1 protein-coding gene is annotated in these 865 nt (G+C 44.3%); it reads right to left on the bottom strand.

Annotated elements, in window-relative coordinates; genetic code table 11:
* Nucleotides 1–856: IS3 family transposase (locus tag RF638_RS16025; RefSeq protein ID WP_368842462.1), on the bottom strand; the 856-nt coding region annotated here is incomplete at its 3' end.
* Nucleotides 857–865 lie beyond the last annotated feature (9 nt).

The following is an 865-nucleotide window of genomic DNA, read 5'->3' as shown; positions in this document are numbered from 1 at the left end:
GCTCGAACTCCTCTCTTGAATTACATGTCTCAATCGTGAAGTCTATGAACAATTCCTCTTTTATCCATCCGTTGAGGGATTCGTTCACAGGGTTGTCTGTAGGCTTTCCTGCCCTGGACATAGACCTCACAATCATCGTGTCCTTTATCAGCTCATTATAGGCGAGCGAAGCATACACGCTACCTTGGTCCGTATGAAGAACAGTTGGCTCATCTGTGCCCTTCAACAGGTTGATGACATCATTTAGCCCATCAATGTACTGGTCTCTATGTCCACGTCTCTCAGCCACATGCCACGTTAGGATTTCTTTCGTAAAGACATCGAAATACATGGTCAACTCAAAGAAGAACCAAGAGTATTTGATGACTGTCATGTCAGAGACGATAACTTGTCGAGGTCTGTCTACCGTGTCCCACGTGGAATAAATGAGGTTGGGGTACTTATCCTTTACCTTACGTGGTTTGTAATGTATCTTGTGTCTCGTTTGTGACTGAATACCAAGATATTGGAAGCATTTATAAGAGAAATTGTCGCTGATACTCAACTGTAAATTGATTCTTATGTACGCCGCCACCCACCTGTAGCCATGTGTAGGGTGTTCCGAGTGTATGTCCTCAACCACACCCACCATGAACTCACGATTGATCTCACGGGATGAAGGCTCTCTTCTAAGCCACTTGTAATACCCCGACCGACTTACTCCCATCATCTTGCAGATATCCTTGACAGGATACTCGTGCGATAGCATGTCCACTATTTTGAACTCTTCATTTTTAAACGAACATACTCCGTTTGCCCATCCTCGTTCTGCCTCACCAGATATTTTTTTTTTGAGCCGTTCATTCTCAATACGCAAGCACTTTGG

Origin of the sequence: Kocuria sp. CPCC 205235 (assembly GCF_040980905.1) — a bacterium.
Lineage (GTDB): Bacteria > Actinomycetota > Actinomycetes > Actinomycetales > Micrococcaceae > Kocuria > Kocuria carniphila.
This window is presented reverse-complemented; position numbering and strand designations above follow the sequence as displayed.